Annotated in this window: 9 protein-coding genes; 4 read left to right on the top strand and 5 right to left on the bottom strand. The window is 57.3% G+C overall.

Features of this window, described 5'->3' with window-relative positions; genetic code table 11:
- Position 1: 1 nt before the first annotated feature.
- From FE783_RS19675 to FE783_RS19685, 3 genes are read right to left on the bottom strand one after another with little or no spacing between them, the layout of a single operon-like run.
- A complete protein-coding gene (locus FE783_RS19675) occupies positions 2-1576 on the bottom strand; it encodes an FAD-dependent oxidoreductase (RefSeq protein WP_138881086.1) in 1575 nt (524 codons plus the stop codon).
- Between the two features lie 11 nt (positions 1577-1587).
- On the bottom strand, positions 1588-2274 hold the full coding sequence (locus tag FE783_RS19680; protein ID WP_138881087.1) for an N-acetylmannosamine-6-phosphate 2-epimerase: 687 nt from the start codon (positions 2272-2274) through the stop codon (positions 1588-1590).
- Between the two features lie 41 nt (positions 2275-2315).
- Positions 2316-3377: an AGE family epimerase/isomerase gene (locus tag FE783_RS19685; protein WP_138881088.1), complete on the bottom strand. Its 1062-nt coding sequence runs from the start codon at positions 3375-3377 to the stop codon at positions 2316-2318.
- Between the two features lie 381 nt (positions 3378-3758).
- On the opposite strand from FE783_RS19685, the gene FE783_RS19690 reads away from it, so the two are divergent.
- The 3 genes from FE783_RS19690 (at position 3759) to FE783_RS19700 (ending at position 7088) form a co-directional block, all read left to right on the top strand.
- On the top strand, positions 3759-5615 hold the full coding sequence (locus tag FE783_RS19690) for a PDC sensor domain-containing protein (RefSeq protein ID WP_138881089.1): 1857 nt from the start codon (positions 3759-3761) through the stop codon (positions 5613-5615).
- 77 nt (positions 5616-5692) lie between these two features.
- Positions 5693-6052, top strand: coding sequence for a hypothetical protein (locus FE783_RS19695; RefSeq protein ID WP_202916217.1), 360 nt, complete (start codon positions 5693-5695; stop codon positions 6050-6052).
- Between the two features lie 322 nt (positions 6053-6374).
- Positions 6375-7088, top strand: a complete 714-nt coding sequence (locus FE783_RS19700) for a TerC family protein (RefSeq protein ID WP_138881090.1) — start codon at positions 6375-6377, stop codon at positions 7086-7088.
- A 70-nt stretch (positions 7089-7158) separates the two neighbouring features.
- Here FE783_RS19700 and FE783_RS19705 read toward each other — a convergent pair whose 3' ends face one another.
- Both FE783_RS19705 and FE783_RS19710 read right to left on the bottom strand, forming a co-directional pair.
- Positions 7159-9648: a beta-propeller domain-containing protein gene (locus FE783_RS19705; RefSeq protein ID WP_158301916.1), complete on the bottom strand. Its 2490-nt coding sequence runs from the start codon at positions 9646-9648 to the stop codon at positions 7159-7161.
- Between the two features lie 207 nt (positions 9649-9855).
- The gene (locus FE783_RS19710; protein WP_138881091.1) at positions 9856-10671 is read right to left on the bottom strand and encodes a helix-turn-helix domain-containing protein; all 816 of its coding nucleotides are present in this window, start codon (positions 10669-10671) and stop codon (positions 9856-9858) included.
- 101 nt (positions 10672-10772) lie between these two features.
- On the opposite strand from FE783_RS19710, the gene FE783_RS19715 reads away from it, so the two are divergent.
- Positions 10773-12593 carry an FAD-dependent oxidoreductase gene (locus tag FE783_RS19715; RefSeq protein WP_138881092.1) on the top strand — a complete coding sequence of 607 codons (1821 nt, stop codon included), beginning with the start codon at positions 10773-10775 and terminating at the stop codon, positions 12591-12593.
- Positions 12594-12670: the final 77 nt, after the last annotated feature.

Here is a 12670-nt window from a genome sequence, read left to right on the forward strand (position 1 = left end):
CTTACACCGGAGAGATAACCGGCCAATCCAATTCCACGCCGGCCCGGACAAGCCGGGCTTGGAAATCGCGAAGATGCGGCTCGGTATTGCGCACCTCGCGGGGCGTGAGTCCGTTGTCGAGGCAGTAGGCGGCCAAATATCCAGCCGCTTCGCCGATGTTCCACTCCACCGGATGGAGCCGGTAGCAGCCGTTGGTCAGATGCGTCACGCCGATATTTTTGCAGGCCGGCAACAAGTTGTCGACCCTCACCGGAATAAGGCTGCCCAGCGGAATTTGGAACGGGCTGACCGGAACGTAGCAGCCTTCCCGCCCGCCGGTCGTCGGGTGAAGGTCGATGCGGTAGCAGCCGACGCCGACCGAATCGACGAACTTCTCGGCATCATCCCGTCCTCTGGCGGCTGGGCTGACATGCTGCTCCAACACGGTGAATTCGGCGCGAATCCGCCGCGATTCGCGAATATACGGCGCTTTGGCCATCCCGTCCTCCGTGCCCAGCACATCCTTGCGCAGCCGCAGGCCGGGATATCCTTTGCCGCCATCCGGCCGGGGAGCTTCCGTCTGCAGCCAGTAGAGCAGGCTGCGGCTCAAATTTTTCGCCCGCTTGATTTGCCGCTCCCGCTCCGTCTCGTCCACGTCGATAATGCTGCCGAGCCAGTAATCGTTCTGCGGCCAATTGACGAGCGTAATATCGCTATCGAACGTCCCCGGCACGAAATTGGACTTATCGGTCGAGCGGCGGTAGTCCCACAGCGGGAATATGCCGGGTTCTCCGGTCTTGAACAGGCTGTACGATTTGAACGGGCTGAAGCTGGAGGTAGCCCAGCTGAGCAGGCGATCCTTCATGAACGGAGCCTGGTAGGTGAGCCAAAACTCATACTCGTCCGGCTTCGCGATCGTATGGTCTTCGCCTTCGCGGTAGTCCATGGCGAATACGACCGTGAACGACTGGATGTCGTCCGGCTCCGCATCTCCCTCGAGCGCGCTCGGCTCGCCGGTTTCGGCCTTCGATTCCGCGCCTGTCACGTATTCGATGCCGGCCAGCGGCAGCAGGTCGCCGCATTCCGTTGCATCCAGCACATAGGGGGCATGCAAAATCTGTTCTTCGCCGTCCGGCGTGTGCCGCACCGTTACGCTAACGACCCGATTGCCGTCCGTCTGCGCGGCGACCGGCTTGCGGTTCAGCAAAATCGTGACGGCCCCGCTGTGCACATAAGGCGCCATCATCTCGTTCAGCACGGCCAGCGCAACGCGCGGCTCGACGCATAAGCGGCTGACGATAGCGTTGCCCGGGTTAAGGCGGGGGTTGGCCGTCGCTTCAGGTGTCAGCGGGAAGTTGCGCTTGTAATAGTCCCGCACCTTATCGCGGAAAGCGCGGTATGTGCGGGTGCAGCCGAATTGCTCGATCCAGCGGTGCTCGTCGGGAGGGACGGCCTGGCTCGTCACCTGGCCTCCGATCCAATCGGTTTCTTCGGTCAGGATGACGCGCTTGCCGGCTTTGGCCGCCGCCATGGCCGCCGCGCAGCCGCCGAGCCCTCCGCCGATAATGAGGATGTCGCTATTCATCACCTGTGACATCGGATCACTTCCTAATTGGATTGCTTCAGCCATTGGCCGAGTCGGTCCGCATATTTTTGGGTAATGAACTGAGGCCGTGTAATGGCGCCGCCGACGACAACGTATTCGGCTCCGGCCTCGAGCGCCTCGACCGCTTCGGCAGGGCTCCAGATCCGACCTTCCGCGACCAGCGGCTTCTTCAATTGCTTCGCCAGCTGCCGGACCAGCTCCAGATCGGGACCTTCCTGCTTCGGGCTGTACGGTGTATATCCGGACATCGTCGTGGAGATGAGATCCGCTCCGAGCGATTCCGCGAGCAGCCCTTCCTCCAAAGTCGAAATATCGGCCATGACCGCCACGCCCGCCTCATGGCAATGGCGAATCAGCTCGACGACCCGCTCGGCGCGGTCTTCCCGGTTCGTCATATCCATGGCGACGACGTCGGCGCCTGCGTCGATAATCGCCTGCACGTCGACAAGCTCCGGCGTAATGTAGATGTCCGAGCCGGGAATGTCGCGCTTCAGCAGTCCGATAACGGGCAGCTTCACCGCAGCCTTGATCTCGCGTATATCGTCCGGTCCGTTGGCGCGGATGCCGATCGCTCCGCCCTGCTCGGCGGCAAGCGCCATGCGCGCCATCGTTCCTTGCCAGTACAGTGGCTCGCCCGGCAATGCCTGGCAGGACACAATCAATCCTCTTTGGGCAAATATCGGTTTCATGGGATGAACACTCCTTGATTATCTGGATGAGTAATGAACGGTTACGCCTGCGAGTGGTCCAGACCGATTGCGCACAGAAGGCCGGCAAACGTGGCCGCCTTGCGGAACGTAGTCGTAACCGGAGAACGCTCGGGGTCATCGTTTTTGACTTTGGGCCGGAAGTAGGAGATGCCGTCGCGGGTCAGGCCGTCCTCGACTTCCGCAAGTCGCCTTGCAACATAAGCCTGCGCCTGCTCGATATGAGGGACGCGGGAGAGCGCGAGCGTGATTTCCGGCACGTTCGCCCAGTCGCGGCACCACCATGGCGCCTCGTTGCTGTCGTTCGGTCCGTCGACGAGCGCCTGGAGCACGGTTTGCACCGCTTCTTCCTCGATGTGCTTCCACCTTTCCCGAAGCGGCTCGGACAACAGCGGAAGCAGCGGGGAAGCGAACGCGATAATCGTCACTTGGTACGCCACGCTGTTCCCCATTCCGACGCTGCCGTCCCAATTTTCCGTGTACGGCCACCAGCCGGGGGTGTGGCGTCCGAACCGGTCGGCCACGTGGGCCACTGTTCGCTCGATCTGCTCGAGGTAGACTGGGTTTCCGGTCAGCTCATAAGCCCTTCCGAGCGTATGCGCGGCGTAAATGTCGCCGTTCAGCACGTCGTGCATGCGGGCGTTCGGGTTTTTATAGATGGCGCCGGGATTTTCTTCCGCCACCTGGGTCAGCAAATAGTCGGCGGAGCGGATCAGACTCGTCTTGGCCGATTCGTTGCCCGTAGCCTTATACACGTGGTACAGGCTGTTGGCCGAAGCCCCGATCTCGGCGATATCCACGGTTCCGGACTCGCCTTTCTTGACATAATAAGGCTGGCCGAACGCGCCTGACGGCAGCTGCCGCCGCATGACATCGTCTATTAACCGGGCGGCGGTATCCGAGCCGGCAGCGCCGGCAAGCTTGGATTCCAGCACGTACAGGCAGGCGGTTTGCGCCGTCGTGCAGCAGCTCGCGCGGTCGCCGAGCTCGTCGTCCAATACGTATAGCCGCCCGGCTTCGTCATGCCGCAGCAAGCCGTCCAAATACGCTTTCAATTTCCCGGCAAGCGAAGGGATTTGCTCCATAGGAAATTTCTCCTCACGTTTGAAGTCATCCTATCCATATTAAGAAATGAACTACCTTGAGTATAACATACTTTGGAGAAAAGTTCCCTTTCATAATAATATTATGAAGGAAAAATTCATCCACACACCGGCATCGCTTGAAATAAGCGGGAAAAGAAACTACAATGAAGATACAGCGAATGGAGCATATCTCCCTTTTCATGACTGAAAATAGGATAATATTTCCTGCCTCACTCCGTTCTCTGCTTTTCCGGTTCCTGACATTGACACGAAGCCGAGCCTATACTACAATTTCGACAAGAAACGACGCAGCTCCGCTCAAGTTACGAATGGGGACTGCTTCTTTTTTTGCAAGCGGATTATTTTTCGGGGGTGGGTACGGTGGCAGGCAAGTTCACGCGGCTGTTCAAGAACACGACGTTCAAGCGGAAGCTGTACTTGTACTCGCTCCTCTTGTGCCTCGTACCGGTGCTCGTTCTCGGGACGTTATCTTCGACGATCGCTTCCCGGATGGTGCAGGAGGAAGTGGACCACAATCATCAGATCATCCTGCGGCAAATCCAGTTCCAAGTCGACCGTTTCCTGCAGACGCTGGAGAAATCGTCCATCGACTTGGCCAACAATTCGATCGTCGAGAAATCGGTCCAAGCGGGACCTTCGATGCAGCATCTGGACATCTCTTTGGAAATGATCGACCTCGTTCAGCGGCAGCGCAATTTCTCCGAAATTCCTTACGATATATCGATTATATATAGCCACTACGGCAAAGTGTATTCGAACAGGGACGGCCTGATCGGTCAAAACGACTTCGCCTACGCGGACATCGCCCGGCAGCTTATCGCCAAATATAACGGTCCCGTCGTCATCTCGCCGCGTACGTATCCGAACCAGGACGAGCTGCTCGTCATCCGGTCCGTGCCGCTGTTTATTACCGACAAGGCCGACGGGTTTGTCATGCTGCACATCAAGTCGAACAAGCTGAGTTCATTCGTGCAATCGGTACAACTGGGCGAACGCCGGCGGCTGCTCGTTCTCGATGACAAGGGTACGGTCGTGACGAGTCATAACCCGGAAGAAATCGGCACGCGAATCAATTCGTCCGAGCTGTACCGGTATTGGAGCGACCCGGATGGGTCATCCGGACAAGTCGAGCTGGACGGGGTATCGTATCAAGTATCGATGGAACGTTCCGCCTTTAACAATTGGACGTATTTGGCCTTGACGGAAAGCTCTCTGCTTACGGGCAAAGCGAAGCGTATTCAAACGCTCACCTGGACGATCGTGGCCGCGCTCGTCGCGGTCTGGGTCAGCATAGCGCTGCTCGGGACGAATCGGCTGTACAACCCGATTCAGCGGCTATCCAATAAATTTTCGGGCGCAGCCCGCAGCAATACGCCGCCGCGCGACGGTCTGGAGGCGCTCGATTCGTTCATCCACCATGTCGTCATGACGAACGACCGGCTGCAGCATCGTCTGAACGAGCAGCTGCCTTATTTGAAAGAAACGGTGTACCAGCAGCTGCTGAGAGGCGAGATGGACGACCGCGATATCCACGACAAAACGGAGCAATACGGCTTCCCGCTGAAAGGAAACTGGTTTTGCGTCTGCCTCGTCGACGTCGATGAATTCGGCCGTTTCCGTGAAACGTACCGCGAGAAGGACCGGTCGCTCATGCTGTATGCGCTGCGCAAAATGTGCGAAGAGCTGTGCGAGCAGGAGCCCGACTTTTCGTGCATTACCGCCGCTCCTCTTCCCGGGCAGGTCGCGATCGTCATCGGTCTGGACCGGATCGACGACGACGCCGAACGCAAGGTCAAGGAAATGGCGGCCCAAATCAACGGCAAGGTGCGCCATTATTTCCAATTTACCGTCACGGTCGCCTTAAGCCGCCCGGGCAAAAATTACCGCAGCATCAGCGAATCGTACCAGCAAGCGCTCGAGCTGTTAAGCTACCGGCTGCTGCTTGGCCATAACCAGTTCATTACGAGCGATGAGCTCAAGCCGTCGGTGCAGCAGTCCCGCACCGCGATCGTCAAGCGCCTGAAAAAAATCGTCTCCTGCATCGCCCAAGGCGATCTGGAAGGAGCCGACGCCGAACTGGCGGAGATGATGCGGGAAGTTCCGCAATATGTGCAAAATTCGGAGACGGTGCTCGGGTTGTTCGCCTATTTGATCGGGGAGATGGATGTTACCCGCTCGATCAGCGCAATTCGAAAAACTTGGATTTCGACTGGCTGAACGGCAATGAGAACCAAGGTTACAAAATCGTAAACGGGTCCGTCCAAAGAGAGCTTGAAGAAAAAGGAATGGCACCTATGAACTACTTGCCGGAAAGGACCATGTGGGCGCCCAGCGACGATGCGAACGGCTACTCGAAGGAATACACGGTTCCGCTGCTGCGCGACGTTGCCGCCCAATTCGAGACGATGCACAAAGGCTTGAAGCATTATGTGAATCCGGTCAACGCCGTCTTCTCCGAGACAAGAGCAACTAAAGATTCGGAGCTCAGCAAATTCCTGTACACCGAGCAAACCAAAATGATATTCGGCGAAAAACCGGTTTCCGATTGGGACAAAATGGTGAAGGATTGGATGGATAAAGGCGGTTCGCAAGTGCTGAAGGAAGTGAATGACGCGTTGAAAGAATCCGGCTACAGCTCCGCACAGTGGAAATAATGATTAACGGGTTAACAGGACTCCCTTGACTAAATTCGCAATGATCGGATACAATAAAGTCAATCGAATCAAAGGGGAGTAGCTACTACAGCAAAGTCGTCATTACGGGACTAACCACGTCCTCGGCTTTGTTGGCAACGTCACCGTTGTTAGCAAGACCTTTGCCGAATAGGTAAAGGTCTTTTCCGTTTTGTATAAAACGGCCTTTACCAGCCAGGGTAAGGTCGTTTTTATTTTGCTTGTGCAAATCAGATGAAAACCGGCTGTGTTGCGCACAATATAACAAACGGCGCTTGTCCGACAAACCAAAGGAGGAATCAGGATGGATTGGTTTACCGGGGAAATGCTGTCCGCACTTTTAATGATCATCGTAATCGACTTGGTGCTGGCGGGTGATAACGCGATCGTGATCGGTATGGCCGCACGAAACTTGCCCAAGGAGCAGCAGAAGAAAGCCGTCATCTGGGGGACCGTCGGAGCCGTCGTAATCCGGGCCGTCGCGACGCTGGCCGTCGTTTGGCTGCTGGCCATTCCGGGATTGCTGCTTGTCGGCGGATTGTTCCTGGTCTGGATTGCGATCAAGCTGCTTACCGAAGAGAAAAACCATGACAACGTCAAAGCGGGAACTACGCTCGCGGCCGCGATCCGGACGATCGTCATCGCCGACGCCGTAATGGGCATCGATAACATTCTCGCCGTAGCGGGCGCCGCTCATGGCAGCTTCGCACTAGTAGTTGTCGGACTAGCTATCAGCGTTCCGGTCATGGTATGGGGGAGCACGCTGGTACTCAAGCTGATCGAGAAATATCCGGCTACGATGTATATCGGAGCCGCCGTACTTGCTTTTACGGCCGCCAAGATGATCGTCGACGAGAAGTTCATAAAGGCGTTCATCGGCGAAGGATTTTTGAAGTGGACGATCGTTGCCGTCATCGTCGTCATCGTAATGGCTATCGGTATGGCCATCAAGAAGGACCGTGCGAAGAAAGCCGCTACTTCGGTAGCCGGCGGACACGAGCCGTTTAAAGCATCTTAAGCCAAAGCGGTAAAAAGCCCGGCGGACCAAGTCCCCGGGCTTTTTACCGCTTTGGCGAGCAAGCCGCTTCTCAAGGAATGGCCAACTTGCCCTTTTCGTTCAGCGACGCCATATCGTTCGCTTGGATCAGCCCCTTGGAGAGCGTGTACAGCGTATCGCCGATATACAGAATCCGCTCGACATTGCGGTTGCTGTTGTACCAGTTGCCGCCGGCTTTTTGTTTATCTTCTCCGGTCAAATGCGTAATGGTCGTCTTCAGCTTGAAGCCGTTCGTCAAATCGAGCCCGTAAACGTATGCGCCTTGGAAAGAGAACTGGCCATATGCAGTCGCGGAGTCCGGGCTGCCGGGCGTTTTGTTCGGAACCTGCATGACCGTAACCGGAAACGCCAGCAGATTGCGCTCTTTGGAGAACAGCAGCGCCTTGTGGTTGCGCAGCAGCTCCGACTCCGTACCCCGGTCGCCGATGATTTCTTTGAACTTCTCTACCGGATTCGTCACATCGGTCACATCGAACAGCGAAATTTTCATGCCCTGATAATAAGCGATCGTTCGCCCCGGGTTGGACGTATCGCCTTTAACCGGAATTTCCACCGTTTCTTTGCCGAAGCCGATCAGATGGTTCTCGTCGTACGGGTGCAAATAGTCGCTGTATCCGGGGATTTTCAGCGCGCCCAGCACGGTCGGCGCGGCCGGGTTCGTCAAATCGATCGCGAAGAGCGGGTCGGTATTTTTGAACGTAACCATGTATGCGCGGTTCCCCATAAACCGGACGGAATAAATTCGTTCCCCGGGAGCGATGCCTTCCAGCTTGCCGAGCGGCTTCATCGCTTCATCGAGCGTATACAGGTTGTTTTTGGACGTGTTCTCGTCCATTCTCCACATGTCGCCCTTCGTGGTAGCGATCCGGAAAATGCCGTTATGCTCATCCATCGAGAATTGGTTCAGGATTGTGCCGGGCACGTCGCCCTGCGTCACGAATTTCGTCTTCCCTTGCTCCAGTCGGAACTTGTAGACGACCGTTTTCGTCTCATAGCTTGGCGCTGCGATCTTGCTCGTCAGCGCGTCTGCACCCGGAGTGGCGGCAGCTCCCGTATCGGTTTGCGGCGCGTTCGCCGGCTCTGCCCGAAGAGGCACGTATTTGCTGACGGATGCGTACAGATTGTTTTCCGAGGCGAATACGTTCTGCCCGGAGCCCAAGTAAGCGGAGACGTCCATCGGCTGGTCGGCCCGGTCCAGATTGATGCCGCCTATGAGCATATAGTTCGATTCGCGCGAATCCGGGAAATAACGGATGTCCCTGTAGTCGAGCGGAATCGATTCGCCCGATACCGCCGAATCCCGGTAAGCGGGAGCGTTCGATTTGGCCTCGTCGACCGTCGACCCGTCGGCCGGTTTGACGGTGTACAAGCCTGCGCCTTTATTCGCGATCAAATAGAAGGCGGAGCCGATTTTGCGCGACGATACGTAATTGCCGTCGAGCTCGACCTCGCGAAGCTGCTTCGGCGCCGTTTTGTCGGCGATGTCGTAAATGATCGCTTTGACCGTAGTGAGCACGGGGCGTATCGGCACGACCAATTTTTTGGTCAAAGCGGAGTTGTCCGCCGCTTCGGCCATCGGTACGGGAGCGGAGCCGTCAAGGTTCCGGCTCGTCGAGCCGATAACGATCAAATATTTGGAATCGACATACAGCTCTTTCGGCCGGAACGATTTGCCGTCGAAGCCGATGATGCTGGCTACTTTCATTTCCGTTGCAGGGACGGCTTGGGTAATGACGACCCGTTCTTTATTGACCTGATACAAGTAGGCCCCGTCCGTCTTGACGACATCCGACTCGTCTACGCCTTCGACCTGCGTGTTCGTCGCGGAGAAGTCGGCGGACGCCGCCGACGCATTCGACTTCATCGTCGCGGAGGAGTCCGCTTGCGGGGCGATCGGGGCCGTCGAGCTTGCCTGCTTTTCTACTTTCGCGTTCAACTGGACATCGACTGTGGCACCAACGCCTGCTGACGAGCCGGCAGATACGGCGGCCCCGTAAAGAGGTTGTCTCGTTTTCTCCAGCATCGCCTTCAAGTTCTCGTAGCTGCCGATCGTCGGCAAACTCTGCAGATGATCGATCGCGGCAGTGCGAGTATCCCCGTTCCAAGTAACCAATGCGTCGAAAGACTCCCCGATAAATCTCAGCGGCACCATCGTCACATTGCCCATTAAGCGCGGAGCCGCTTCCAGGCGGATCGGCTGGCCGTTTTTCACCGCTTCCGTGGAACCGATTGCAAGACGAATTTCCGAGGCGCCCTTGTGCAGCTTGACCGACTGGGCCCCTTCATCCCAACTGACCGCCGCCCCGAGCGCCTCGGCGATATCGCGCAGCGGGACAAGGGTAACCCCGTCCGCGAGAATAGGGCTTCTCTCGGCGGTGAAAGGCTCGCCGTACAAGGTAATCCGGATATCGCCGCCGACTTCCGCCGCCGCCGCGTGCACCTCAGATGTGGCTACTTGTCCGGGTGTTACAGTCGTGGACATGGCCAGCAGCAGCATGGCGGTGAGCATCGCTTTTTTCAATCTTCATTCCTCCTGCCTTTGGATCGATTTGGTTTGTACGTATATAACGCGACGGAATGGGAAATTGTTGCAGCGTGAAGAAAAGTATATGGAAGATGAGCGATTCCTGTATGTATCCGTTCGGAACCGCGTGATACGATGAAGAAGAAGACAAGGACCAACCGGCTGCAGCCATGCGCGAACGATAACGGACCGATCCGGACGGAGTCATATTCGGTACGCTTGGCGGTACTCGGAAGGGCTGATATGCATTTTTTGTGAGAATACCCGGCTGAAATAAAAGCCGTTGCTGTATCCGCACAGTACGGCGATTTCGTCCAAGGTGAGACGGTTTTCCAGCAGCAGGGAACGGGCTTTGTCCAGCCGGAGTTCGCTCAAGTAGTCGCTCGGGTTGACGCCGTACATTTTGCGAAAGCGGCGGCTGAACTGAACCGTGCTGAGTCCCATCGACGAAGCAAGCTGATTTAGGCTGATTGTTTCGAAAGCGTTTTCTTTGAGAATGTCGCCGACCTTTCTCATCAGCGGGTCTTCGAGAACCGGGCGGGTTTCGCGCCGATGCGTCTCCCATTCCCAATCGAACTGCTCCCACAGGTCCCGGAATAGAAACTGTCTGCGGGCAACTGCGGGCGGATCGTTTCGCCGCTTGAGCATGGCGATATACCCGTAGGTGGAGGAGAACCGGTACTTGTCCCGGATCGAGCTTTTTCCTACCGGATTGGGCGACAGCTGGTCTTCGGCGCGAATCTCTTCCGAGCCGTCCGTCCAGGAGAAGTAGATCACGAGAAAGGTGGAAGGCCGCAGCATTTCCCGCTTGAGTACGACATTCGGCGGACAGAGCAGAAGGTCGCCCTTCTCGGCGATGCCTTCGCGCTTCCCGATTTCGAAACGGAAGCTGCCGCTCTCGACGACGAACAGCACCCAGTGAGGGCTTTGATCCTCGCTTTTCTCGAACTGCGCTTTATTGCTCCACCAGGTAACGGTATGAATGGTGGGAGCGAGCTCTTTCGGACGATATACCGGCATGCGCGTGCACCGCCTGTTCGGAATTTTCTTTGATATTACAATAGCGGAATACCGCGCGAAAAAAAAGAGACGATTTTCGGAATACGAAGGAGAGATTCGAAATGAATGGAAACCGGAATGCGGACAGACAAACGATCCGAACGCAGCTATTCGTCGCCGGAGGAGGAATGTCCGGGGTGGCCGCCGCTCTCGCCGCCGCAAGAAACGGAGTGCGGACGGTGCTGTGCCAGGATCGCCCGGTGCTGGGAGGTAACGCCTCTTCGGAGATCCGCATGAACGTGAGCGGCTCCTCGGTCCGCGGGAGGGAGCTGGAGACGGAATCGAGGGAGAGCGGCATTGTCGAAGAGATCATGCTGGAATGTGCCGTGCGCAACCCGCAGCGATGCGCCAATATGCTCGATCTGATCCTGTATGAGAAATGCAGGGAGGAGCCGAATTTGACGCTTATGCTAAATTCTTGCGTAGTCGGGGTCCGGATGGAAGGCGACCGGATCGTATCGGCCTACGTGAACCGGGAAAGCACCGAAGATTTTTACGAAATCGAGGCGGAGCTATTCGCGGATTGCACGGGCGACGGGCGGCTCGGGTACGAGGCTGGCGCCAAGTATACGACAGGCCGGGAGTCTACCGCCGAATACGGGGAATCGTTCGCTTCCGACGACCGGGACGCTTACCGGTTAGGCTCGTCGCTGCTGTTCACCTCCAAAGACATGGGGCGCCCGATGCCGTTCGTCCCGCCGAAATGGATACGGCGGTTTTCCGAGGAGGATCTGCGCTTCCGTTCCCATCCGACCTGGGAATACGGCTATTGGTGGGTCGAATACGGCGGCATGAGGGATACGATCAAGGATAACGAGTCGATTCGCGACGAGCTGCTCGCGATCATGCTCGGGGTTTGGGACCATATCAAGAACAGCGGGCATCATCCCGAATCGGCCAACTGGGCGCTGGACTGGTTCGGGTTTCTGCCCGGGAAGCGCGAATCGCGCCGGTTTATCGGCCAGCATGTGCTGAGGCAGAGCGATCTGGAGCAAGCGGTCGATTTCGCCGATGTCATCGCTTATGGCGGATGGTCGATGGATATTCACCACCCGGGGGGAATCGAGGCGACGGGAGAAAAGCCGAATATTCATCCTTATACGCCGTACATGTATGGGATTCCACTGCGGTCCCTCGTCAGCCTCAATATCGTCAATCTGCTGTTTGCCGGACGCAACATATCGGCCACGCATGTGGCTTTCTCGAGCACAAGAGTTATGGCTACGTGCGCTCTGATGGGAGAAGGGCTCGGCACGTATGCCGCGATCGCGATCCGGGAAGGCAAGCCGCACGACGGCTGGCGGGATGCGGAGCTTGTGGAGAGGGCGCAGCAGCAGCTCATCCGGCAGGGTGCCTATTTGCCGGCAAAACGGCTTGCGGACCGAAATCTTTCGGCAGAGGCGGCGATTGTCGCTTCGTCCGAGCAGGAGAGGGGCAGCGCGTCCCAGGTTGTCGACGGACATACCCGCTCCGTTCACGGCCCCAGGGGCGTAAGGCCGGATTTGACCGTACCGGGGACGCACCGGTGGATGTCCGACACGGCGGATAAGGCGCCGTGGCTGGAGCTGCGCTGGGACCGGCCGGTGGACGTTTCGCGCATCGTCATCGTACTCGATACAGGGCTTCACCGCCATTTGGCGTTAACGCATTCGGACGGCCACCATTCAAGAATGGAGTGGGGGCCTCAACCGGAGACGTTGAAAGACTTCCGTATCCTTGCCCGGTCCTCGGGGCGTTTCGAGGAAGCAGCCGTCGTTCACGACAATTACCGCCGGCAGCTGGAGTTCGACGTGAGCTTGACGGGGATCGATTGCCTGCGATTGGAGGTGATCGCGACTAACGGGCTGGACCATGCGCGGATCATGGAAATCCGCTGCGAGTAAGCAACGTTTTGCGGGGTAAGGAACTTTAACGGAATAACGTTTCCGCTCTCTGACGACCGGGACTTGCCGATCCGCAG

It is taken from the genome of Paenibacillus mesophilus (genome assembly GCF_005938385.1).
Classification (GTDB): Bacteria; Bacillota; Bacilli; order Paenibacillales; family NBRC-103111; genus Paenibacillus_AB; species Paenibacillus_AB mesophilus.

Excerpts from the sequence above, each read along its gene's own strand:
- FE783_RS19680 (WP_138881087.1), bottom strand. The coding sequence starts at position 2,274 with ATGAAACCGATATTTGCCCAAAGAGGATTGATTGTGTCCTGCCAGGCA.
- FE783_RS19715 (WP_138881092.1), top strand. The coding sequence starts at position 10,773 with ATGAATGGAAACCGGAATGCGGACAGACAAACGATCCGAACGCAGCTA.
- FE783_RS19700 (WP_138881090.1), top strand. The coding sequence starts at position 6,375 with ATGGATTGGTTTACCGGGGAAATGCTGTCCGCACTTTTAATGATCATC.
- FE783_RS19675 (WP_138881086.1), bottom strand. The coding sequence starts at position 1,576 with ATGTCACAGGTGATGAATAGCGACATCCTCATTATCGGCGGAGGGCTC.
- FE783_RS19695 (WP_202916217.1), top strand. The coding sequence starts at position 5,693 with ATGAACTACTTGCCGGAAAGGACCATGTGGGCGCCCAGCGACGATGCG.
- FE783_RS19710 (WP_138881091.1), bottom strand. The coding sequence starts at position 10,671 with ATGCCGGTATATCGTCCGAAAGAGCTCGCTCCCACCATTCATACCGTT.
- FE783_RS19685 (WP_138881088.1), bottom strand. The coding sequence starts at position 3,377 with ATGGAGCAAATCCCTTCGCTTGCCGGGAAATTGAAAGCGTATTTGGAC.